At 44.7% G+C, this 25,018-nt stretch carries 13 protein-coding genes; 2 read left to right on the top strand and 11 right to left on the bottom strand.

The features are described from left to right. The first annotated feature begins 324 nt into the window (after positions 1-324). Together AABK40_RS14900 and AABK40_RS14905 are read left to right on the top strand one after the other, a co-directional pair. Positions 325-4,197, top strand: a complete 3,873-nt coding sequence (locus AABK40_RS14900; protein WP_338398474.1) for an InlB B-repeat-containing protein — start codon at positions 325-327, stop codon at positions 4,195-4,197. Positions 4,198-4,224: 27 nt separating this feature from the next. Beyond that, a complete protein-coding gene (locus AABK40_RS14905) occupies positions 4,225-6,351 on the top strand; it encodes an InlB B-repeat-containing protein (protein ID WP_421953319.1) in 2,127 nt (708 codons plus the stop codon). Between the two features lie 266 nt (positions 6,352-6,617). On the opposite strand, the gene AABK40_RS14910 is transcribed toward AABK40_RS14905, so the two are convergent. From AABK40_RS14910 to AABK40_RS14960, 11 genes are all read right to left on the bottom strand, one after another. Continuing rightward, positions 6,618-8,429, bottom strand: coding sequence for a family 43 glycosylhydrolase (locus tag AABK40_RS14910; protein WP_332921001.1), 1,812 nt, complete (start codon positions 8,427-8,429; stop codon positions 6,618-6,620). A gap of 339 nt (positions 8,430-8,768) precedes the next feature. After that, complete coding sequence (locus AABK40_RS14915) at positions 8,769-9,629, bottom strand: carboxylesterase family protein (RefSeq protein WP_338398475.1); 861 nt, start codon at positions 9,627-9,629, stop codon at positions 8,769-8,771. Between the two features lie 13 nt (positions 9,630-9,642). After that, a complete protein-coding gene (locus AABK40_RS14920) occupies positions 9,643-10,722 on the bottom strand; it encodes a LamG domain-containing protein (protein WP_338398476.1) in 1,080 nt (359 codons plus the stop codon). Positions 10,723-10,851: 129 nt separating this feature from the next. Next, a complete protein-coding gene (locus AABK40_RS14925; RefSeq protein WP_338398477.1) occupies positions 10,852-11,730 on the bottom strand; it encodes a carboxylesterase family protein in 879 nt (292 codons plus the stop codon). 22 nt (positions 11,731-11,752) lie between these two features. Then, positions 11,753-12,799, bottom strand: a complete 1,047-nt coding sequence (locus tag AABK40_RS14930; RefSeq protein WP_338398478.1) for a LamG domain-containing protein — start codon at positions 12,797-12,799, stop codon at positions 11,753-11,755. A 55-nt stretch (positions 12,800-12,854) separates the two neighbouring features. Further along, positions 12,855-13,649: a carboxylesterase family protein gene (locus AABK40_RS14935; protein ID WP_338398479.1), complete on the bottom strand. Its 795-nt coding sequence runs from the start codon at positions 13,647-13,649 to the stop codon at positions 12,855-12,857. After that, positions 13,649-15,250 carry a glucoamylase family protein gene (locus tag AABK40_RS14940; RefSeq protein WP_338398480.1) on the bottom strand — a complete coding sequence of 534 codons (1,602 nt, stop codon included), beginning with the start codon at positions 15,248-15,250 and terminating at the stop codon, positions 13,649-13,651. Before AABK40_RS14940 ends, AABK40_RS14935 begins: the two co-directional genes overlap by 1 nt. A 147-nt stretch (positions 15,251-15,397) precedes the next feature. Then, a complete protein-coding gene (locus AABK40_RS14945) occupies positions 15,398-17,776 on the bottom strand; it encodes a glucoamylase family protein (protein ID WP_338398481.1) in 2,379 nt (792 codons plus the stop codon). Positions 17,777-17,851: 75 nt separating this feature from the next. Next, entirely contained in the window at positions 17,852-20,107 is a 2,256-nt protein-coding gene (bglX, locus tag AABK40_RS14950) for a beta-glucosidase BglX (protein WP_338398601.1), read from the bottom strand. Positions 20,108-20,233: 126 nt separating this feature from the next. Beyond that, positions 20,234-21,700: a RagB/SusD family nutrient uptake outer membrane protein gene (locus AABK40_RS14955; RefSeq protein WP_338398482.1), complete on the bottom strand. Its 1,467-nt coding sequence runs from the start codon at positions 21,698-21,700 to the stop codon at positions 20,234-20,236. Positions 21,701-21,720: 20 nt separating this feature from the next. Then, the gene (locus AABK40_RS14960) at positions 21,721-24,771 is read right to left on the bottom strand and encodes a SusC/RagA family TonB-linked outer membrane protein (protein WP_332920991.1); all 3,051 of its coding nucleotides are present in this window, start codon (positions 24,769-24,771) and stop codon (positions 21,721-21,723) included. Positions 24,772-25,018: the final 247 nt, after the last annotated feature.

Below are 25,018 nucleotides of genomic sequence, written 5' to 3' on the forward strand. Positions count from 1 at the left end.
AGCCACAGAAAGCCCTTTTCATTCCATTGACTGATGCTTTGGGGTCGGCATAAAGTTAATCAGCAGACCATCAATTGATTTAGGATTGTTTTTAGTATCAGTTTACACTGATGGATTAAAAACGCAAAATCATATAAATATTACTTGAGCAACAATTTCTATCATTATCCTAATTTACGAATCGAAAGAGAATAGCACGCCATGAATAAATAATACTTTTCGCTAAAGTATATGGATTCGGAAATCATCAGAGGGCTTGAGGTTAAATTAATTATACTTATAAAAGTATTAATGATATTTTTTCACTCAAACCCCATTTTTATAATGCGAAAATGCCTACTCTTTATCTTGCTCAGTCTGCTCACCACTGCAGGCGCCTGGGCACAAACTGACCACACCCTGACCTTCGACGACATTACACTCGGAGAGGGAAACACCAAAAGCCACATTATCGCCTGCTCCTATAACTTTGAGGCCAACCCATCGGGCACCAACCTGACCATCCCCGAGAAGGTTACCTTACCCGACGGTTCGGAGCAAGCCATTACCCACGTGAGCAATGATGTTTTCAGTGGTAAGAATATTCACGCCCTTCACCTGGCGGAAGGCTTTAAACAAATTGGACAACGTGCCTTCCAAAACAATAAAATCAAGGTGCTAACATTGCCGCCCACTATCCGAACCATTGGTACAGATGGTTTCAGTAATAACCTGATTGAATCCTTGAATATCCCCGAGGCTTATACGACCATTCAAAACGGGACTTTCGAAAACAACAAAATCACCACCTTAACCTTTACTGGTAATGCGATTACCAAAATCGGACAGCGTGCCTTTCAAAACAACCTGCTCACCAGCGTTACAATTCCTGCCAACAGCCCTTTGGCACTGATTGATCAGCTTGCTTTTGCGGGGAACAATTTACAACAATTGACGATTCCTGAAGGTACCGTTGAGCTTAAAATAGGGCAGAAATTCGTTGCCAACAACCCCATTGAATCTGTTGCCTTTCCTTCAAACCTCAACGAGGTACACGCCAATGTATTGGCCGATTTAGATGACGGCAAACCTGGCTATACCCCTACGTGGTTTTCTGACGCTGGCCATAGTTCACCAATTCCTGCTTTTGACCTTGCCAACCTGCAAGGAAAAACTGCATATGCCAAATGGGACATCACAACGTACACCCTCACCTTTAATGGCTCTTCCAACCATGACAACCCCGAAACATATACCGTAAATGATGCCATCACGCTCTCCCCTGCTCAGAAGGATGGATATAGTTTCGACGGGTGGTATGACAATGATCAATACACTGGGGAGCCCATCACCACAATTGCTGCTGGCACAACGGGCAATCTTAAATTTTGGGCTAAACTGACCATTATTGATTACCCGATTACCTACCATCTGTTTGGAGGGGAAAATCATGACGACAACCCTGCGACCTATAATACGGAGTCTGGTGCCATTCCGCTGGCGGATCCGACCCGTGAAAATGCCACTTTCGAGGGCTGGTTCGAAAATGAAAATTTTTCTGCAAGAAGGACTGAAATTCGCGGTGCATGGAGAAAGCCTTTAAGCCTGTATGCGAAATTCACCTCCGATGATTATGGGATTTCTTACGTGCTCAACGGCGGAGAAAACCATGCCGACAATCCTGCAATATATAATGCGGATTCAGATTTCAGCTTACAGCCTGCCACAAAATCAGGCCATACGTTTGTAGGATGGTATGCTACGGAGGATTTCAGCGGAGATCAGGTGGAACAAATTTCTGGTGCCGAGCTTAGTGGCGACATCATTCTATATGCCAAATTCACCATCATCGACTATACAGTCAGCTATGAACTCAATGGCGGGGTGAACGATGATAATAACCCTGCTGATTACAATATCGAATCGGAAACCTTCACTTTGTTGCCTGCCACAAAAGATGGATACAACTTCAATGGTTGGTTCGATAACGACGACAATAAAATTGAAGAAATCGCAAAAGGTTCAACAGGTGATATCAGCCTTAATGCACAGTTCACTATCATCGACTATACAATCAGCTATGAACTCAATGGCGGGATGAACGACGATAACAACCCTACTGATTACAATATCGAATCGGAAACCTTCACCTTATTGCCTGCCACTAAAGACGGATACAACTTCAATGGTTGGTTCGACAACGACGACAATAAAATTGAAGAAATCGCAAAAGGTTCAACAGGTGATATCAGCCTTAATGCACAGTTCACTATCATCGACTATACAATCAGCTATGAACTCAATGGCGGGGTGAACGATGATAATAACCCTGCTGATTACAATATCGAATCGGAAACCTTCACTTTATTGCCCGCCACAAAAGATGGTTACAACTTCAATGGTTGGTTCGACAACGACGACAATAAAATTGAAGAAATCGCAAAAGGTTCAACAGGTGATATCAGCCTTAATGCACAGTTCGCACCCATCAATTATGCCATCAGCTATGTATTGAATGGCGGGATGAACGATGACAACAACCCGGTAGAATACAATATTGAAACCGAGACTTTCAACTTGTTGCCTGCCACGAAAATCGGATTCGGATTCGACGGATGGTTCGACAATGAAACTTTTACAGGAACGCCAATAACCACCATCAGCAAAGGATCGATGGGGGAAATTGACCTCTATGCAAAATTCACTGCTGGAGCATACACCATCAATTACAACCTCAACGGTGGAGTAAATCATCAGGACAATCCGAATACGTACACTACGGAAACAGAAACCTTCACTTTGTTGCCCGCCACAAAAGATGGATACAACTTCAATGGTTGGTTCGACAACAACGACAATAAAATTGAAGAAATCGCAAAAGGTTCAACAGGTGACATCAGCCTTAATGCACAGTTCGCACCTATCAATTATGCCATCAGCTATGTTTTGAATGGTGGCATGAACGACGATAACAACCCTGTAGAATACAATATTGAGACCGAGACTTTCAACTTATTGCCTGCCACGAAAATCGGATTCGGATTCGACGGATGGTTCGACAATGAAACTTTTACAGGAGCGCCAATAACCACCATCAGCAAAGGATCGATGGGAGAAATTGACCTCTATGCAAAATTCACCGCTGGAGCATACACCATCAATTACAACCTCAACGGTGGAGTAAATCATCAGGACAATCCGAATACGTACACTACGGAAACAGAAACCTTCACTTTGTTGCCTGCCACAAAAGATGGATACAACTTCAATGGTTGGTTCGACAACGACGACAATAAAATTGAAGAAATCGCAAAAGGTTCAACAGGTGACATCAGCCTTAATGCACAGTTCACACCCATCAATTATGCCATCAGCTATGTATTGAATGGCGGCATGAACGATGATAACAACATTGTTCATTACAACATCGAGTCAGCAACTTTCGCTTTGTTGCCTGCCACGAAAGATGGTTACAACTTCGACGGATGGTATGATCAAAACGACCAAATGATCACTGAAATTACCGCGGGATCGATGGGGGACATCACTTTAACCGCTGGCTTCTCGACGATCAGTTACACCATCAATTATCAACTGAATGGCGGTGCGAATGATAGCGGAAACCCTGCTAACTACAACATCGAGTCAGCAACTTTCGCTTTGTTGCCTGCCACCAAAGACGGTTACACCTTCGACGGGTGGTATGATCAAAACGACCAAATGGTTACTGAAATTACCGCGGGGTCAATGGGTGACATCACTTTGACCGCTGGCTTCTCGACGATCAACTATACCATCAATTATGTATTGAATGGCGGTATGAACGATGATAACAACATTGTTCATTACAACATCGAATCAGCTACTTTCACTTTGTTGCCTGCCACAAAAGACGGTTACAACTTCGACGGGTGGTATGATCAAAACAACCAAATGGTTACTGAAATTACCGCGGGATCGATGGGTGACATCACACTGACCGCTGGCTTCTCGACGATCAGTTACACCATCAATTATCAACTGAATGGCGGTATGAACGATAGCGGAAACCCTGCTAACTACAACATCGAATCAGCAACTTTCGCTTTGTTGCCTGCCACGAAAGATGGTTACAACTTCGACGGATGGTATGATCAAAACGACCAAATGGTTACTGAAATTACCGCGGGATCGATGGGTGACATCACACTGACCGCTGGCTTCTCGACGATCAGTTAAACTATCAATTATGAACTCAATGGCGGTATGAACGATAGCGGAAACCCTGCTAACTACAACATTGAATCAGCAACTTTCACTTTGTTGCCTGCTACAAAAGATGGTTACAACTTCGACGGATGGTATGATCAAAACAACCAAATGGTTACTGAAATTACCGCGGGATCGATGGGTGATATCACTTTGACCGCTGGCTTCTCGACGATCAGTTACACCATCAATTATGAATTGAATGGCGGTATGAACGATAGTGGAAACCCTGCTAACTACAACATCGAATCAGCTACTTTCGCTTTGTTGCCTGCCACAAAAGACGGATACAACTTCGACGGATGGTATGATCAAAACAACCAAATGGTTACTGAAATTACCGCGGGATCATTGGGTGACATCACTTTGACCGCTGGCTTCTCGACGATCAGCTATGCCATCAATTATCAACTGAATGGCGGTGCGAATGATAGCGGAAACCCTGCTAACTACAACATCGAATCAGCAACTTTCTCTTTGTTGCCTGCCACGAAAGACGGTTACAACTTCGACGGATGGTATGATCAAAACGACCAAATGATCACTGAAATTACCGCGGGATCGATGGGTGACATCACACTGACCGCTGGCTTCTCGACGATCAGTTACACTATCAATTATGAACTCAATGGCGGTATGAACGATGATAACAACATTGTTCATTACAACATCGAATCAGCAACTTTCGCTTTGTTGCCTGCCACGAAAGATGGTTACAACTTCGACGGATGGTATGATCAAAACAACCAAATGGTTACTGAAATTACCGCGGGATCAATGGGTGACATCACTTTGACCGCTGGCTTCTCGACGATCAGTTACACCATTAATTATGAACTGAATGGCGGCATGAACGATGATAACAACATTGTTCATTACAACATCGAATCAGCAACTTTCACTTTGTTGCCTGCCACGAAAGACGGTTACAACTTCGACGGATGGTATGATGAAAACAACCAAATGGTTACTGAAATTACCGCGGGATCGATGGGTGACATCACTTTAACCGCTGGCTTCTCGACGATCAGTTACACCATCAATTATGAATTGAATGGTGGTCTGAACGATGGCGGAAACCCTGCTAACTACAACATCGAATCAGCAACCTTTGCTTTGTTGCCTGCCACAAAAGATGGTTACAACTTCGACGGATGGTATGATGAAAACGACCAAATGGTTACTGAAATTACCGCGGGGTCAATGGGTGACATCACTTTGACCGCTGGCTTCTCAACGATCAGTTACACCATCAATTATGAACTGAATGGTGGTATGAACGATAGCGGAAATCCTGCTAACTACAACATCGAATCAGCAACTTTCGCTTTGTTGCCTGCCACCAAAGATGGTTACAACTTCGACGGATGGTATGATGAAAACGACCAAATGGTTACTGAAATTACTGCGGGATCAATGGGTGATATCACTTTGACCGCTGGCTTCTCGACGATCAGCTATGCCATCAATTATGAATTGAATGGTGGTGTTAATGCTGCTGAAAACCCTGCTGAATATACCCTCGCCGATGCATTTACCTTAGCGGATGCCGAAAAAACCGCTTATGACTTTATGGGCTGGTTTGATAATGCGGAATTTACAGGAGAGGCAATCACGGAGGTTACGGCAGGTACAAGCGGTGCGCTGACGTTCCATGCGAAATTTGAAGCTACCGTTTATACGATCACGTATCATTTGGATGGTGGCGTGAACGATGGGGAAAATCCTGAGGCTTATACTGTTAAGGAGACCATCACGCTGGCTGATGCACAAAAGGACGATTACACTTTCGAAGGATGGTATTTAAATGCCGACCTGACGGGCGATGCCGTGGTGGAGATTTCTGAAACTTCTGGTCATTTGGATTTATATGCCAAATTCCAAAAAGTACTCAATACTTCCGTTGCGCAGCAAAATGTGAAAATCTTCCCGAACCCTGCAGCTGACCATATTTTCATTGAAGGTGGTGCAGGAAGTCAGGTGGTATTCTTTACCCCTGATGGAAAGGCCATGATGACCCAATCTTTGAGTCTGGCAACGCAACGCATCGACATCTCTACATTGTCTTCAGGACTGTACATCGTAAAAATCGACCATAAAGTGTTCAAGCTTTATATCCGATAAATATTGCATTTAACTTGTGGGTAGCGCGGGGTTGAAAGAAAAACACCCGCCATGCCCACAAGCTATTTTTCCTTAGTCGCCGGTTTGGCGAACAAAAAAGCAAGGGTTGTCGCTGACTGTAAATCAGGTGATGGAGCACAAAATCAATTTTGTTCAGTCCATCATCAGAGGAGCACGGCCACAACCCTTTTTTGTGTTTTAGCGCAAAAAAAATCCCTCCCCAAAAAGCATTGGAAAGGGATTCTGGTAGAAATGCAGTGCAACCTTTATTTCACCATTACAGGTTTTGACAATTTAGAAATGCCGTTTTCATTGAAAGATTCTATCGCAACATAATATTTGGTATCGCGATCCAATGAAGGCAATTTCAGTGATGTTTTATCGTACACCAACCACGATTCATACAACTTATCTGGAGCAATACCCCAACGAATGTTGTAGCCCTGTGCGCCTTTAACTTTTGCCCAAGTCAGCATCGCATCACGACGGTCTTTTTGGCGCTCCACTTTAAAGTGTTTTACACTTGCTGGTTTCGCCCCTTCACCTTTACCAAAAATTCGGAATTCCGACATGGCTAAATTCGGCGTTGGCACATGGATGTTTTTGTAACGCACAAAGCGCGCACGTACAGGTGCAGGCAACTGAACATAGTCGTTTGGAACGTCCTTATAATTGTTGCGCTTGTCAACAATCGTTTTCCAGGTTTTGCCATCCATCGATGCCTCCACAACATATTGGTGGCGCATGTCTTTGTATCGGCCATACAAACCAGACTCATGATCATGGAAATTGATTTGTAGCGCATAGATTTTCCCTGGCTTCTGAAGGTCAATTTCAACAAATTGCTGGTCGTCATTGGCTTTTGCTACCCAGTAAGATTTAGAGTTCTCATCCGTCAGTACTGGCGCCAGCAATTCACCTTTGGCGTTTTTGGTTACTTTCAGTGTATCGACAAGGTATTCGCCATCAGCAGCAGTGCTTTTGTTCACTTCCATCCAAGAAGAGGCCACCTTGGCAGGCTTGTTATAAGAAAGCAACATCCAGCCTGCAAACTGCCCTGGTTTGGTCGGGTGATTGGAACCAAAGCGAGGGTAATCGCCAAACTGCGTATCTGCATGCATCAAGCCCTCTTTGTCAAAGTAAGTTGGGAACATACACAAACGGCGCTCCCAGTGCGAGTTCGACGCCAGTGCCATCGATGCAAAATGCCAATACTGGCCGTGAACATCCTTCATGGTAGAACCGTGACCTGAACCGTTAATGAAACCACCTGGTTTCAAACACATTGGGTTCGACTTCATGTACTTCCAAGGGCCAAGTGGGGTGTCGCCAATATAAACGCCATCCGCATACACATTAAATTCTGTGCCTGGTGCGCCATATTGCAAGTAGTATTTACCGTTGTGTTTCGTCATCGATGCCCCCTCAATATAACCTTCTTTCAGGGTTGGATGGTAGTTGTTTTCACCGAAACGTTCCCAGCCATGCAAAGACTCATCAAGGTTGATCATTTCATACACCTTGTTCTGATAAGTGAAACGCTTGGTGCGGTTCATTTTTCGTGCGCGGATCGGTAATTTATTGGAAGAACCCCAATACATATAAGCCTGTCCGTCGTCGTCGATGAACAACTCAGGATCCTGCAAATTATGGATGATCGACCGCGAAGGAGTCCATTCTCCAGCCTTTGGATTGTCGGTATGCAAAATCGACATTGAACCAGAAGGGTTTCCCGCTACATAGAGTACCGAATCTTTATAGTTGAAGGCCGTCGGTGCATTGGAGCCCTGAAAGTACCAGTTTTTAGGCGTGATGAAATCCCAGTTCACCAAATCTGTTGAATGCCAGTAACCCATTGATCGGGTTACGAACATATAGTACTCCCCACGAAACTCTACCGCTGAAGGGTCAGCCCCTGAACGATAGGAAATATCTTTTTGGGAATTATAAATCATGTACGTGTAATCCACATTCAGCGGGTTACAGTAGGTCTGTGGCAATTGCGTCTGTGCCATCGCACTTCCACCAAACAAGGCAGCGGCAGCAACGGACATCAACAACTTTTTGATTGCTTTCATTTTCAGTCGTTTAGTAAGTATTTTTCTATTCTTTTCTATTTTAAATTAACTCGTTGGTGGCAGGGCTGTTTGTTTAGCGGCTGTTGCACAACTGTCCTTGAAAGAACAATATCCAAATTTTATGCGGCCACTTATCTGCTTCGACTTAAAACCCGAAGCGATTACAAAATATACCTTCGGCACAGCAGTCCTGAAAGGACTTTTCGCAACAGACATGGAATTCATTCCATGGGTAAATGAGCGTGAGCAAATTTTATTTGGTTTGATAAATTGCAAACGTAGTTGCGCGACAGCCCCCAACAAATCATATAATTTTATCCCTGCATAGGCATGAAAATTTTATTTATGGTGCGAGAACAACCAATCCATCAAGCCTGGGGTAGTAAACATTGGATCGTTCCATGGGCCGTGACCGATACCAGGGAATACGTCCTGTTTCACTTCCATCTTGGCATCCTTCATGGCTTGAACCATGTGGTTAGCATAGCTAATGTCCACTACTCCGTCGGCATCGCCGTGCATAATACGGAAAGCCATTTTTGAACAATGATCAACAATATCCTGAGGATTTCCACCACCAGACATCACAACCGCCGCCGCAAAAGTTTTCGGCATACGGTAGCATAATTCATACGTACCCATGGCGCCTGAAGAGATTCCCATGGCATACATTTGCTTCGTATCGACAACCTTTTTTGCCTGAAGGTCATTCACCAATTTCATTACTAATGATAAATACGGTGTTGGCTCCTCTTTATACTTCCAGAACCATTTCAATTTGTCTTTGCCCGCAACTTTGCTGTCCCAACGAGTGCTTGTAGGGCATTGTGGAAATACGACAATTGCCTGGTGCTGATTGCGGAAACCATCTTCCAAAAAGAAAGCCCCTCCGTTACTCAGCTGGCGTTGATTGTCGTTGCCGCGTTCCCCCAAACCATGCAGTACCACAATCAATGGGTATTGCTTTGCAGGGTCGTAGTTTTTCGGAAACAGCATACGGTAATTCAGGCTGCCTTCAGTCCCTTCAAAAACCTTGTCATAATACTGATCCATAGGTGTTTTAAGGATTCTGTCGTAAGGCAGATAAGAAGTAACAGGATTAGAAAGCGGCTTTACCACCTCCTGAATTGGGCTGTCCTCTTTAGATGTACAACTCATAAAAGCGCACACCATCATGGCCAAAGCTAATAATTTTTTCATAACAGTATTGCGATTATTTATTGTTGAACAGTTGAGAAACGTCGTCTGCAGAAAGGGTGGCGTTATAGATCTTCACATTGTCGATCTGCCCTGTTGCAGTGCCATATTTGTAACGGTTGTAATTCGGTAAGCCCGAGCCGATCGTCAATTTGGTCACCGATTTCCAGTTGATCTCCGAAGACATTTTGTTGGTTACCGACAACTCCCCGTTCACATACATTTTCAATTGCCCTTTACCGATCGTCAAAACAATATGATCCCAGCTATTGAGTGAGAAAGGATGGCTGTGAACGATGGTAGAACCACCCGAAGCACTTTTTGCGGAAGAGCCACACCAGGTATCGCCATTCACCATACCAATATTGGCACTGTATCCCTTATCGCGTTTCAGTACCGCTACACCGTTAAATGCCTGGGCATCGTCGCCCCAAAGGGTTACTAAAGCCGCACGACCTTTTTGCGCAGGATCGTTTTTGTACCATAAAGAAATCGTCATGGCCTGATCTTTATCGGCCATCCATTTCGCACCGCTCACATCATAGGTCAGGTAGCTGTTTTCTGCTCCCTGATATGCCTGGCTCGCTGGCGAATGTCCCTGAGCAAAAGTGATTGGCCCAACCGCTGTGGCCTTCAGCCCACCGTTAAGATCATCGGCCTTCTTGCCCTCAAAATCAGTCTCAAACACCAACCCTGGCTTTTTGTACTTACTGACCGTCACAGGAATCTCCAAAGTATCCAACTGCCCATCTTTGCCCTCAACAATAGCCAAAAAAGTATGGTCTCCAGCAGACTGCACCCCAAGGTCGAAGCTGAATTCTGCGATTTCACTATTGAGGAACTTGTTGCGCTCCTGCACCTTATCGCCGTCAATTACACGAATATCTTTCAGCCCTAAACTTGCTTGCCCACGAAGCTCAAGAATCAATTTATCGTGATCAGTAACATTGAGCTGATCCTGATTCAATAGTGTGGTTTTTACAATGCCTGTCTCCTTTTGTATCGGAGTCGGATCATCGCTGGTAGAACACGCACACATCATTGCGATCAATGATGTTGTGGTAAAAACGCTACCCAATAGTTTTACTTTAGTCATAAGTGTGTTATTAAAAAGAAAAAAACAGGCGGATGCTGGCTAGTATTTTTACTGACTTATAGTCCCTCTTCCTTTCAGTAGAAGGTAAAAATCGGTTATTATTTCAGGCTGATAAAAATAACGGTTGGCTTACAGATGGTGCGAGAACAACCAATCCATTAGGCCTGGCTCTTTGAACATTGGATCGTTCCATGGGCCGTGACCGATACCGTGGTAAGTGTTGCGTACCACTTCGATATTGGCTGCTTTCAATGCTGCTTCCATGCGGTCGGCATAGGCAGGATCTACTACGTTGTCGGCATCGCCATGCATGATGCGGAAGGCCATGTGTGAACATTTGGCAACAATATCTTTAGGATTTCCCCCACCAGACATGTAGTAACCGGCAGCAAAAGTATTTGGCATGCGGTAAGAAATTTCATAGGCAGTCATACAACCCATTGAAATTCCACCAACATAACATCTGCTTTTGTCCACAATACCACTGTTGTTAATGAAGTCTTTGGTGAAGTCCATCAACATGGCCAACTGATGGTTCGGTGCCTTGTCATAAGTCCAGTACCAGTCTTTTTTCTTGGTGGTATAATGTTCCTTGCCTGATCCGGGCATCACTTTGGAATCCCAACGGTAGCCACGTGGACATTGTGGGAACACGACGATCGCAGGGTGATTTTTGCGGAAGTCTTCATTCAAAAAGAATTTACCGCCATTGTTCAATTGGCTGGCGTTATTGCTGCCGCACTCTCCCATTCCGTGGATCATCAAGATCATTGGGTATTTTTTGTGCGGATCAAAATTTTCAGGATACAACACACGGTATTGCATAATACCATCCTTATTGATGTAAACCTTGTGCAGGTAATTGTCCAGAGGTTTTTTCACTTCCTGCTGATATGGCAGGTAGGAAGTTTTTGCCTCAACAATCGAGCTTTCTTTTTTTTGCTCAGGTTTAGGGCTGCAGCTCGCCAAGGCGATGATCAGCAATACGATTCCGCTAAGATATTTCATAGCATTTATTGTGTTTAGTCGTTTAGATTTTTGTAATATTCCTTACATCTTCTGCCGAAAGCGTTGAATTGAAAATCTTTACATGATCAATGCTTCCTGTGGCGGTCTGATAGTTAAATCGTTTATAATTAGGCAATCCCGATCCTATGGACAAGGTATTCACATTGCGCCAATCAATTTTATGATGAAGGTCATTCTGTACTGCCAAAACCCCATTGACATATAATTTCAGCATTTTGGGACTGACCGTCAGCACCACATGATCCCAGCCATTTTTACTGAAAGGCATATCATGGATAATTTCGGAACCCCCCGAAGGCGTTTGTGCAGAAGCACCACACCAGGTATCGCCTGCCACAGTACCAATATTGGCCGTATAGCCATTTTCCCGACGCATTAACGTGATGCCCTGCAATCCTTTTGATGCCCACATACTGAGTATCGCCTCCCGATTGGTCGCTTTAGCGGCGCATTTATACCAAAAGGAAATCGACAGGCGGCTGCCCTTCCAGTTCACCGACGAAATATCATAGGTCAGGTAACTGCGGATATTTCCCCGATAGGCCGAAGAGTGCAGGCCCTTCACCCCACGGGTAAATTGTGGACGGCCCTTAATTTTAGCCTTTAAAAACCCTTTGATGTCGTTCACCTGATGGTGATCAAAATCTACATGAAATACCAGCTTGGGCTTTTTATATTCGCACACGGGCAAATCGAAAGAAAGGGAATCCACCTGTCCATGGATATTTTCAGTAAGGCCCAATAGGTGGTGCTCCCCCGCAGGCAGCTTACCGATATCGAAAGTGAATTCCGCAATATGCGGATTCATAAAATGGCGCCTTTGCCCCAACACTTTCTTCCCTTCTAAAATCTTGATGGCCTTCAGCCCCGACACCGACTCCCCACGCAAATCCACCGATACCTCATCATGGTTATTGAAATCAAAATCTGCCTTATTGAGCACGCTTGTTTTTAAAAATGGGTCCGATTGCTGACGGGAACACCCCATCACGATGGCCCCCATCAAACAGACGGCTACGAATTGAATAAAGCAATTGATTTTGTTCATGATATCCTTTCAAAATTAGGCGTAAAACATCAGGCTGAGGCGGGGAATCGAGGGATTATTTTTTCCACTGAAACAACCAGTCGAGCAGTTCAGGAGTAGCAAATGCACTGTCCCAGCTGTTGTGGTTGGCCCCTTCCACCAAGGTGTATTTGGTGCCTGAATTATACTTTTTGATTTTATTGTAAATCGCTCTTGAATAGTGGTTGGGAACGATATCATCCTTGGAGCCATGGAAGAACCAAATTGGCTTACGGCGGTACCGATGCGCCAGCTCGGGATTGTTCCCGCCGCAAATCACAACCGCCGCCGCATATTTATGAGGCCACCGCTGCAAACAATCCAGCGTACCGAAACCGCCGAGCGAAAGCCCCATCACATATACTTGCTTTTTATTGACCTGTCCACTTGCCCGCAGGCTGTCCACCAATTCATTCACCAAAGCCATGGCAGGCTGTGGTTTTTTGGTTTTGGGAAAAAGGAAGGTAGCATCCTCCCCTTTTTTATGCGTGCGCGACATCTTCACCCAGCTTTGATCTTTTGGGCACTGTGGAAAAATGACTATGGCAGGGTGCTTGGCCATATTTTCAGCATTGGTGAATACCGAAGCGCCATGCACCAGCTGAATTTTATTGTCGTTGCCTCGCTCGCCTGAGCCGTGCAAAAAAACCACCAAGGGGTATTGCTTCCCTTGCTCAAAATGTGCAGGCTTCAGCATACGGTAATTTAATACCTGATTTCCTGAAGTAAACTGCCGCGCCTCAAAGTGCCCTTCCTGTGCTTGTGCCAAGCTTAGGGTACTGACCATCGCCAGTACCATTAAAGCTATTTTTTTGATTATTCCGATCCCCATTATTGTACTGCGATGGTTTTTCCATGACGTGTAAACCCAAGCTTCTGAAGTCCTTTCAGGATTTCTTTATTCTTCATAAAATTATTCCACAGCAAGCCCGAGCGATAATTTTCCATCATGTTTACAATCGGTCCCTGATCAATCGCCAGGTAGTTTTTACGCACCCAAGGGGTTGAAGTACCGCGCAAGGCAGGCTTCACGGCATCATAAAAACCGTATTTCCCGAAGGTATCTTTTCCGAAGTTTCTGTAAAGGTTTTTAAGCACCTTCATGGATTCCGCTGGAGCGTAAGGCATTGAAGAAAGTGCCGCTGTTGGGGCAATCACGCCATAATCACGGTTGGGTGCACTTGCGCCATAGCCATTCGGTACCAGATCACTGGCGGTGAGTCCCCAAAGGTTTTCACCATAACCGGCATAGCCTCTTGGGTTATCGATACAATAAGCGCGGTTGATTAACGTATGACGACGGTTTTGCTCCCAGTAATTAGCATACTGATCACGCAAGCCACGAGGATCAAGCCCCTGATAAGAATAATGGGCAAAGAATAATGGGCCACCCATGTGTTCCTTATTACCCAAAGGCAAACTCATGCCATAATAAATATTGCCATTGCGGTGGGTAACGCTATTTCTGCCCGCCCAAACGGTGTTGTAACCCGCCTTGGTGATGGGGTGTGTTGGCGACGATTCCGCAAGAATGTAGGCAATCAGGCATTCATTGTAACCATGAATGACGAAGTTCATTTTGAAGCCGTATTTCTTGGACCAGTGCCAGGTCAATCCTTTTTGTCCGTTGGTATACCATTGCCAGTCCATGCCTTCCCAAAGGTCGGTAATGGTATTGCGCAATGCAGTTTCAGATTTGTTGTTTTTATTGAAGTACTGACGGACGGTCAGCAATCCTTCCGCCATAAAAGCAGACTCTACTAAATCGCCACCATCATCGTATTTTGAAAAGGCTTTGGTTTTTCCATTGGAAGCATAATACCAATGCGACCACATGCCATGATAACGCTCTGCATTTTTCAAAAAGTGCGTAATTTTTGTCAGGCGAGCCACCGCCTGCTCACGGGTGATCCAGCCATGTTCTGCCGCCACAACGATCGTCATGACACCGAAACCACTGCCGCCAATGGCGATCGCGGCATCTTTTGGGTCTGAATTACGCTCCCAGGCCAAGCCTGTTTTAGCATCGGCATAATCCCAAAAGTACCGAAAGGTGTATTGCTGCACCATATTCACCAGCTGATCGTCAGAGAAATCATGAATGGCCGCATGTGCCACTGCCGAAGATGCCAAAGCGTGGCCATTCACTACAGGAGTAACTTTATAATCCAGGGCGATATTCCGTCCGAGATCCGTCACAAAATCAAGATAATGAAGGTCCGCTGTCTTTGCACGAAGGGTAAATTCCTTTTGCCCCTCTTCTCTCGCAAAAATCTGATAGGCAGTTGCGCCCTTTACGGCTTGCCATTGTAAATCCACGTGGCTGTCATAGCCTTCGGCCTTGAGTTTAAGGTGGTCCGTTTTTGCCCATGCCCCCGCAATGGGTAACATTAGCAGCAACGTTAAAAATACAGACGTTATCTTTTTTTTCATAATAGGGAAAGTTTTGTCTCCCAATAAGCCATCAGGAGATCGTCAAAAAAACATACTCAAAGCTGGTGTTGGTATATGCAGGTAAAACCCTGCGCTATTTTAAACCTGTACGGACATTGCATGCAACATCCGTACAGGTGGTATTTTTTATTTCAGCATAAATTTCACATTGGCATGCTTGCCATCTTGCGTTTCGAATTGCAAGAAGTAGATACCTGCCGCAAGGTGACCGAGGCGCACCGTGCTGTAGGTATTGTACTGCTGAAGGTTAGCCAGTGCATACGACTGCCCAAGCATCGAAATGGCGCGTACCGAAGCCCGCTTAATCGGCTCTTTGGTGAAAATGCGCAACAACTGCTGATTTTGGTTTACAAAAACACGGGCGTCGGTCATGCGTTCCACAGGTTTTGTAGCCGCTGTAATGACATCGTATTTTTCCTTGTTCCAGGCAATATTCAGGCGTTTCAAACCCGACTGAATGTAAGGAGAGGTCATGCCGAGTTTCCAGAGTAAACCACTGCTGTAGTTTTCCAGCATCACCAAAATTGGTCCTTCATCAATGGCCAAATAGCCTGCTGCTACCCAGTCTTTATGGGTATTGAAAGCATCGCGGAAGCCATACCACTTGAAGATTTTTGGCCCGAGTTCACGATAGAATTTCTTCAATGTTGGCAGGGAAAGTTCAGGGGTATAGGCCATCGCTCCCAAAGCCGCTGTTGGTGCAATGGTACCGTCATCGTTGGCACCACTTGAACTTGGTTCGCTGGCAAAATAACCGCCAGGAATATCGGAGGCGGTCAGTCCCCAAATCAAGTTTGAATATCCTTTGGAAGTATTGGCCACACAGTAGGCATGGTTGATTTTTGTCTGATTGATCACCTGCTCGTCGTATTTGGCATACTGGTCACTCAATCCGTTCGGATCCACGACCATGAAAGAATACTGGCTCAGGAATAATGAACCACCCATATCGTAGCCCAAAGGCAACTTAAAATTATAGAAGGTCTGCCCATTACGCATTTTGCCATCCATAGCCCAGCCTTTATCGTAAGGCACTTTGCCTACGCCATGCTCACCTGCTGCGGCAAGTACATAAACGATCATGGCTTCATTGAAACCATGCACCGTATGGTTCATGGCAAATCCATAATCAGGAGACCAGTGCCAGAAAATGCTATTTCCCTTGTTCAGGAACCATTTCCATTCAATGGTATTCAATAATTCTTTTACGCGGCTGCGGATCATTGTTTCCGTTGCATTGGAGCCGTCGAAATAGGAAGAAGTAGCGATCATTCCCTGTGCCAGCAAAGCCGTTTCGACGATGTCGGCACCGTTGTCTTTTTCTGAAAATGGAATGGCTTTTCCCGTATTAATATCAATCCAGTGTGCCCAAGCTCCATGGAAGCGTTCGGCACCACGGAAGAAGTTCAGCATGTTCAATACGCGTTGTGCGCCTTCTGCCCTGCTGATCCATTGGTGTTTTACCCCAACAGGAACAGCCATAAAGCCCCAGCCAGAACCACCTGTGGCCACGATATTTCCAGGGTCTTGCCCTACGGTTCTACGCTCTGCGGTTACGCCTGTGGCAAAGGCACCGTCCCAGAAAAAACGGAAGGTATGCTCCTGCACCATTTCCACAAGCTGTTGGTCAGTCATGGTTTTTGTGCTTGCTTTTAGCAACTGATAAGGGGATTTTCTGCCATTTTGCAACCAGCGCACCGCATATTGTACGGTGGTATCCTGCCCAACAAAATCCATAAAGTGATTCAAGTTGGTGGTCGCCACCTCAACGGTGTCTTTTTGGCGATTGATATGATAAAGTGCCGCCTGATAGCCAGTTGCTGAAGGGGCATCGAAGGTAATTTCTATATGGCTGTCATAGCCTTTGATTTTTAGGTTGTTCAATTCCGGCAAAGGCTGGTTAGGGTCTACCCCTTGCGCCCCGGTCGCCGTGATGTTGTCCACATACAGGGTATGGGGTTTTCCATCGGTGCCACCTTGCTCGAAATTAAAGCCTTTAATTTTTTGAAAGTCAATATTTGCATTGGCGGCATCCTTTCTCAGGGCCTCCAAAGGGATTGTTACTTTTACCCATTGCTGAGCAGGTAAATCTTTGATATAGTTAGCAAGCGGTTGCTTGGCGGTAACATTGGCACCTGTTTGGGCTTCGAGGCTAAAATCAGGAAGATCGTTGGCTGCTAAAGCCACTTCGGAGCGAAGCATGAACGTGATTTCCTTCTTCACACTCAGATCCTGAAAACCCCATCCTGGTGTTATAATTACTGCTTTCCATTGCCCGTTAGGCATGGAGGTATAGCTAAGCTCAAGGGCGTTTCCTTCGACGGCAACAGCCGAAGTTACAGGCAATTTATCGCCATTCACTTGCTTTAAAAGGCTTGGTGCAGTAGGAAAAGCCAAGCCAGTATCGTAATATTCAGCGTTCTTACTGTTCCTGAAAAAGTAAGCATCCTGGGCGAATGCCTGTGAAAAAATGAAGGTAAATAATATAAGTAAAGCCTTTTTCATATAATAGGGGAAGAAAGATTACAATAGAAATAAAGCCCCCGTTCAAAAAACAGGGGCTTTGAAAATCAGCTCGTCTTATTGGTAAGAGAACTGTGTATGTAATGAGTTGTCGCCAGCGCTTTTCGCTACCCAAAGGTCGAATTTGCCTGGTTCAGCTACCAAAGTTTTCGCATCCAATCCAAGGAACTCGATGGTTTTCTTGTTGATGGTAAAGTGAACCGTTTTTGTTTCTCCTTTTTTCAATGCGATTTTGTGGAATCCTTTCAATTCTTTCACAGGACGGGTAACCGAAGCGGCGATGTCGCGGATGTACATCTGCACAATCTCCTGACCGTCATATTTACCTGTGTTTTTCACGTCTACAGAAACTTTAATCTGACCATCTTTAGTGAAAGATTTTTGGTCAAGTTTCAAATTGCTGTATTGGAAAGAAGTATAACTCAAACCGTAACCGAATGGGTACAATGGAGAGTTTGGTGAATCAATGTAAGATGATTTGTAATCTGCCCAGTGCTTTTCATCCAATGGACGACCCGTGTTCTTGCGGTTGTAGTAGATTGGCACCTGACCAACATTACGTGGGAATGTCATGGTGATTTTCGCTGCAGGGTTTACATCTCCAGAGATGATATCTGCCACTGCATTACCTGCTTCAGTACCTGGGTACCACGCTTCAACGATACCGTCAAGGTTGGCATCTTCCCAAGAAAGATCCAAAGGACGACCGTTCAACGTTACCATCACGATTGGCTTATGCAATTTTTTCAGTGCTTTCAACAAGTCAACTTGTGGAGCAGGCAACTGAATGTTGGTACGGCAAGCCGCTTCACCAGACCAGTTGAAATCTTCACCACCAGCGAACAAGATCACATCAGCATTACGCGCCGCACGCAAAGCAGCAGCAAAACCTTTGTGTCCTTCTTTGTTCAAAAGGTCACATCCTTTAGCGTAAGTGAATTTCACTTTTGTGCCTTTGTATTTGGCCGTTAAACCTTCATACAAAGTAACAGACTCTTTGCGGTCTCCGCGGATTGCCCACTCACCGTTCAAGCTGCGACGCTCTTTGATCATCGGACCGATCAAGGCAACACGTTTAGCGACATTTTTCTGAAGAGGCAAAACGTTGTTTTTGTTTTTCAACAATACCATTGATGCCGCTGCAGCCTTACGGGCTACTTTTCTGAATTCAGGCTTACCTACGGTTGCTTTCTCACGAGCCTCATCCATATAACGGAAAGGATCCTGGAACAAGCCCAGCATGAATTTCAATTCCAAAATACGCGCTGCTGCACGGTTGATGGTTTTTTCAGACACTTTACCTTCTTTCACCAAAGCGTGAAGGTTTTTAACGAATACCTCGCCATTCATGTCCATGTCGATTCCTGCATTGGCAGATTTCATTCCTGCTTCTTTCAAATCAGCCGCAAAACCATGCGCTACCAATTCGTTGATTGCAGTGTAATCTGTTACCACCATACCGGTGAATCCCCATTCCTTACGCAAAACGTCAGTATACAAATACTTGCTACCTGTAGAAGGTACACCAGCGATTTCGTTGAACGAAGTCATGAAAGTCGCTACGCCCGCTTTTACCGTTGCATGGTAAGTTGGGAAGTAAGTCTCACGCAAAGTACGGTCAGAGATATCTACAGTGTTATACTCACGACCAGATTCTGTAGCACCATAAGCAGCGAAGTGCTTGGTACAAGCCAAAATCGTATTTGGTTTAGTAAAATCTTTGTATGTTGTGATTCCCTGGAAACCTTTAACACGTGCTTCGGCAATCAAAGAGCCCAAATAAGCATCTTCTCCTGCACCTTCCATGTTACGTCCCCAGCGTGCATCGCGCCCGATATCCACCATAGGAGCGAATGTCCAGCTGATCCCTGTCGATGATGCTTCTTCCGCCGCAATACGCGCCGTCTTGTACATCATGCCCAAATCCCAGGAAGCCGCCTCGCCCAATGGCATTGGGAAGATGGTTTTGTAACCGTGGATCACATCGGCAGCAAAAAGAATCGGAATATGATGAGGAGAGTTTTTGATCGCTTCCTCCTGAATTTTACGAAGACCCTTGGCACCAAAAACGTTGAACATAGAGCCTACTTCACCCTTTTTCAAATAGCCTTTAAAGTGGTCGTCGATTTTTGGTCCTGTAACAGCGCCTTGACCAGCGAACTGCGACATCTGACCGATTTTTTCATCCAGTGACATGATAGAAAGCAAAGAATCTACTTTGTGCTCAATCACGGGATCTTTGGAATAGGACTGCCAGTCGTACTTCTGTGTAGCACTTGGTTCGTGGCTACAAGAAGCTGCCATGATCAACATTGCAGGTGCAATGATGGGCATCGCCATATTCTTGAGTAGTTGTTGAATTTTCATTTGAAGTCGGTTAAGAAATCTATGTAATGGAAAAGAAGGAAAGGTAAATTACCTTTCCTTCAATGCTAAAAATTAATTCGCAAGATCAGGGTTCAAATCCACCTGAGCTGTAGGATAAGGCAAGAACTCATGTCCTTTTACTGAAGGATCATTGGTACGAACCAAATCGTTAAAACGATCACCCCACTCATTGGCCATTTCTGCACGACGCTCGTTCAGGATGTCCGCTTTTGTTGGTGCAGCAATCGCTGGCATGCTTGCACGCTGACGTACCAAGTTGAATGGTGTCGCAGCATCGCCACCAACAGCCAATTTGGCTTCAGCATTCATCAACAATACATCTGCATAACGGAACAAGCGAATGTTGTTACCTACACCGTAATCGTTACGACCAGCAGTAATCTGGCTTGATGGCGTGTAAGCTTTCGCATTGTAGTTGGCGTCAGTACCGTTGTAAGGCGCATATGAAGGCTTGAATTCAGGAATTGCATCTCCTTCAGGAGTTGTTTTCCCAGACTCAAGTACATCGATATCGTAACGAGTTGTTTCCTTACGGTCTTTCATGAATTTGATGAAGCCAGGCTCGATAGTACCGAATCCCCAGCCACTCAAGTTACCTGATGCACCACGTGGACCCTGGTGTTGGAACCAAGCGCCACCATAGATATTATCACCTGTAGGGTTGCCGAAATCAGTGAATTGGAATTCATAGATAGACTCCGCACACAACTTGCCAGGAATCTGGAACAATGTTCTGTAGTTTGCGCCCGTTTGAAGTGAGAATCCACCATTGTTGATGATGTCATCGGTCATTTCTTTTACGGTCTGCATATCGCCCATTTGAAGCGCCGTTTTGGCGATCAATGTTTCGGCAGTATATTTTGTTACCGCTCCAGGATGTGAATTCTGGTCAGGACGCTGTGCAGGCAAAGCAGGAAGAATGTCTTTCAACATATCAATCACATGCTGACGGATCTGCTGCTGCGAAGACTTAGGAATCACTACGGCCATTTGGTTGTCTGCAGGAATAATCGGTGCATCTCCCCAAAGGTTTGAGATAAAGTAGTAAGCCAGTGCTCTGTGGAAAGTGATCTCCGCAGTGTATTGTGCATACATATCTTTATCCTTGTCCGTATTCAAGTACGGCTTGAAGTTGTCCAACAATTTTTGGTTGTCGAAGGTGTTATAAATGATACCATAGTAGGCCATCCAGGCGTTGTTCAACGCCCAGAAGTTCTGTATTGCATCGTAGTTATAATTTTCTACTTCAAGGTAATCGTGCTGATCGGCCTCAGAGCCACCACCTTTGGTTACTTCATCACCACGAACGTTCAACAATGGCCAAACTTCCCATTGGGTCATTTTGGAACGGGCAATCGCATAAGTACCAGAAACTGGTGCATACATTTGCGAAAGATCGCTGTAATTGATGGTTTCCGTAGGATTTGTATTCTCCTGCGTGATGTCCAAGAAGTTGTTACAAGATGGAAGTGTAACTACTCCCATCATTGCTGCTGCAACTAAATATTTAAGTTTCATCTTGTTCGAATTTAAAAGCCTTAGAATGTTACGTTAGCACCCAAAGAGAATACTGAAGATACTGGGTAAACACCGCTGTCAATACCACCTGGAACCTCTGGCGTAAAGCCATTAGATTTGAAAGAAGTAAATGGACGGTCAGCATTCAAGTAAAGCTGTGCTGAAGAAATCTGTAATTTGCTCAACAAGCTTTTTGGCAAGTTGTAAGCCAAACGGATGTTCTGAACTCGGAAATATGAACCGTCTTCGATGAAGAAAGTAGAGAATTTCTGTGTGTTCCAAGGCTTGAACAAACCTGCTGCAGATGGGTAAGCGTTAGTGCTTCCTTCGCCAGTCCAAAGACCATTCGCCACTGCGGCATCCATGTTGTTACGAGGGTGTTTGTTGATATCCGCACGACGACGGTTGAACAAATCTACGCCCTGAACACCTTGGAAAGTAGCGCCTAAAGTCCATGATTTGTAAGTCATGCTCAAGTTGATACCATAAGTGTAATCTGGTTGGTAGTTACCAATCAACTGACGGTCATCAGGAGTTAACTGGCCATCACCATCTTTATCCTCATATTTGAAATCACCAGGTTGCAAGCCATTCGCTTTAGCGATTGGGTCACCGTCGATTTCCGCTTGATTTTGGTAAACACCCAATTTTTTGTATCCGTAGAACGAGAACAATGGTGTACCTACCTCTGTCAATTGAGGGAATTCAGGAGAACCTGTATAGTAGTTTGGCTGATCTCCCAAAGAGATCACTTCGTTGTGTAATTTCGACAAGTTACCACCGATAGAGTAGCTGAAATCATCGCCGATTTTATCGTTCCAGTTCACGTTCAACTCAATACCTGAGTTACGAACAGTACCAGAGTTACGAAGCAAAGATCCTTTACCGTTAGGCAAAGTGTTTGAGAATGCCAAGTCTTTAGTATCACGACGGAAGTAATCCGCTTCGATGTTCAGACGGTAGTCCAAGAATTTAGAGTCGATACCAACGTTGGTCTCTTCTACTTTTTCCCAGTTCAAATCAGTGTAGTTGGTTTGGTTAACCATACCAGGAATCATGTTCGTACCACCGAACACCCCAGAGTCACCCAATCCACCGTGAGAAACTTTTGCAAAACCATCGTTAGCAGCAACGTTATCGTTACCCAACTGACCCCATGAAGCACGCAACTTCAAGAAATCAACACCATGGTTTTTCAAACCAGCCATGAAGTTCTCGTCAGACATTACCCAACCCAAACCGATAGATGGGAAATAACCCCAAGTTTGTTGGTATTTAGAAGAACCATCGGCACGCATTGTTGCAGATACCAAATAACGGTCTTTCAAAGCATAAGAGATACGAGAGAAGGCAGAAACACCACGGAAACGAGATCCAGCATCATCAGCTGTAGAAGATGTTTTGTCACCAGAATTGATATAATCAGGGTTTTTCACATCATCAACATTAGCCCATGCACGGCGGTAGTTGTTCTGACGAACAGAGAAACCAGCCATTACAGTCAAGTCGTTATCTCCGAAGTTCAATCCCCATGTAGCGGTGTTATCCCATACATAGTTGGCATTCCACTGATCGTATTTTGTCAAGTGGTTTTTCTCTTGAATAGATTTACCATTCACATAACTTGGCGTATAAGTACGGCCACGTCCGTAGCGATAATCCATGTTGATAGCAGAACGGAAAGTGATATCCTTGCTCTGGAAAGGCTTCAATTCAGCAAAGAACGAAGGCATGAAACGGTAAGCTTCATTCTTGTTATCTCCTGTGTAAGCGGCCATCAACATTGGGTTAGTATAATAAGTATCGTAACCGTCGATAGGCTGGCCGTTAGCATCTTTTCCGAAGAAGTGAGGCGTCGCGAATTTCAATGGGAAAGATTCTGCATCAGTCAATTTACCATCCATTACAGGGTAAATTGGCGCATTGATAAATGCCTGGAACCAAGCACCGTCGTTATCATGTTGTGAGTTTTCATCAGTGAACATGAAGTTTGTTCCCACTTTCAACGCTTTCGTCAATTGGTAATCCATTTTGGTACGGAACGACAAACGGTTGTAGTTACCCGTTGCATTCATGATACCATCCTGATCAAAATAACTTACACCGAAAGAGTAAGTAGATTTTTCAGTACCACCTGAAAGGGTCAGGTTATGGCTCTGAATAGGCGCTGAATCTTTTAGCAATTCTCCGTACCAGTCAGTGTCCACTGAAGGAAGGTTGCCATTGGCACCATAATAAGCCATTGATTTGTCTACCAAACCTGCAAGGTCTGCATTTCCTGATGCACGCATGATCGAAGAATACTGTGCCGTATTGGCCATTTTCAATCTTTGCGTAACGGTTTGGACACCATAGTAGCCGTCATAAACGACTTTCATTTTTGTATTTTTCACACCGCCTTTGGTAGTGATCAAAACAACACCATTCGCTGCTTTTACCCCGTAGATCGCTGCTGCTGAAGCATCTTTCAAAATCGACATCGACTCGATATCGTTAGGGTTCAAGAAGTTAATATCATCGTAGAACATTCCATCCACTACATATAATGGAGAAGAGTTCCCGATAGAACCTACACCACGAATGTGAACTGAAGCGCCCGCACCTGGAGCACCAGAGTTAACAACAGTTACACCAGGAACTTTACCCTGAATACTTCCCATAGGGGATGTAGAGTGTACTTTCGTTAATTCGTCAGATTTAATCGTAGCAATTGGAGAAGTCAAATCTTTCGATTTTGCCTGACCATAACCTACTACAACAACCTCCTGAAGGTTGTTCACTTGAGCTTTCAACTGAATGTCGAAATTTGAACGGTTACCTACAACGGCTTCCTGAGATTCCATTCCAATGAATGAAAAGACGATCGTGTTGTCTTTCGACAAGCCGTCTAAGGTGAATTTACCATCCATATCAGTAGAAACCCCGTGAGTGGTTCCTTTCACCAACACACTTGCACCTGGCAAGCCGCTTCCATCAGTATCTCGGACAATCCCCGAGATTGACAGGTCTTGCGCAAATGCCGCAAGGTTGCCCATCATGATGAACATAATTAATAATAGATGTTTACGCATAAAACTACACTTTAAAAAACAAAAGTTTATTTTGGTGTAAATTCAGTGCTTAGGATATATGCCTATATCAAAAGCGTGAGTTTACGGTTAAGTTTTGTCAGTGACTTGTAGATGAGATTTCGATTAAATTAAAATTATCCAATTTTAATCTCTGCAAGCCGCCATGTATTTAAGATCAAAACGAGTGCCAATAGGCACTTTGTATGAATTTAAATCAGCAGCTTTTCGCCCTCCCAAATTCGGCGCC

Source organism: Persicobacter psychrovividus (assembly GCF_036492425.1).
Lineage (GTDB): Bacteria > Bacteroidota > Bacteroidia > Cytophagales > Cyclobacteriaceae > Persicobacter > Persicobacter psychrovividus.

Bases quoted from the DNA above. Each gene is read 5' to 3' on its own strand.
- AABK40_RS14900 (WP_338398474.1), top strand. From the start codon at position 325: ATGCGAAAATGCCTACTCTTTATCTTGCTCAGTCTGCTCACCACTGCA.
- AABK40_RS14905 (WP_421953319.1), top strand. From the start codon at position 4,225: ATGAACGATAGCGGAAACCCTGCTAACTACAACATTGAATCAGCAACT.
- AABK40_RS14910 (WP_332921001.1), bottom strand. From the start codon at position 8,429: ATGAAAGCAATCAAAAAGTTGTTGATGTCCGTTGCTGCCGCTGCCTTG.
- AABK40_RS14915 (WP_338398475.1), bottom strand. From the start codon at position 9,629: ATGAAAAAATTATTAGCTTTGGCCATGATGGTGTGCGCTTTTATGAGT.
- AABK40_RS14920 (WP_338398476.1), bottom strand. From the start codon at position 10,722: ATGACTAAAGTAAAACTATTGGGTAGCGTTTTTACCACAACATCATTG.
- AABK40_RS14925 (WP_338398477.1), bottom strand. From the start codon at position 11,730: ATGAAATATCTTAGCGGAATCGTATTGCTGATCATCGCCTTGGCGAGC.
- AABK40_RS14930 (WP_338398478.1), bottom strand. From the start codon at position 12,799: ATGAACAAAATCAATTGCTTTATTCAATTCGTAGCCGTCTGTTTGATG.
- AABK40_RS14935 (WP_338398479.1), bottom strand. From the start codon at position 13,649: ATGGGGATCGGAATAATCAAAAAAATAGCTTTAATGGTACTGGCGATG.
- AABK40_RS14940 (WP_338398480.1), bottom strand. From the start codon at position 15,250: ATGAAAAAAAAGATAACGTCTGTATTTTTAACGTTGCTGCTAATGTTA.
- AABK40_RS14945 (WP_338398481.1), bottom strand. From the start codon at position 17,776: ATGAAAAAGGCTTTACTTATATTATTTACCTTCATTTTTTCACAGGCA.
- bglX (WP_338398601.1), bottom strand. From the start codon at position 20,107: ATGTTGATCATGGCAGCTTCTTGTAGCCACGAACCAAGTGCTACACAG.
- AABK40_RS14955 (WP_338398482.1), bottom strand. From the start codon at position 21,700: ATGAAACTTAAATATTTAGTTGCAGCAGCAATGATGGGAGTAGTTACA.
- AABK40_RS14960 (WP_332920991.1), bottom strand. From the start codon at position 24,771: ATGCGTAAACATCTATTATTAATTATGTTCATCATGATGGGCAACCTT.